The 223-nt window shown below is 69.1% G+C and carries 1 pseudogene; it reads left to right on the top strand.

The window, feature by feature from the left end:
• Positions 1-223 (top strand): annotated as a pseudogene (locus AB6A65_RS16515) (DNA methylase); the annotation flags it as partial.

The raw sequence follows: 223 nt of genomic DNA on the forward strand, positions 1-223 counted from the left end.
AGCACGAGCCCTGCTTCATGGGCTGGCGCCGCCCGAATCGCCCGCCGAAAGTGGCGGAACAGACGCTGCCCTCGACCTGGGAAATGCCGTCCTTCGCCAAGGACGAGCGCCCGGATCACCCGACGCCGAAGCCGCTCGACGCCTTCGGCATCCCGATGCGCCAGCATGTGGCACGGGGCGGGCTCGCTTACGAGCCCTTCGCTGGCTCCGGCTCGCAGATCAT

This window comes from Rhodosalinus sp. FB01, from assembly GCF_041365715.1.
Lineage (GTDB): Bacteria > Pseudomonadota > Alphaproteobacteria > Rhodobacterales > Rhodobacteraceae > Rhodosalinus.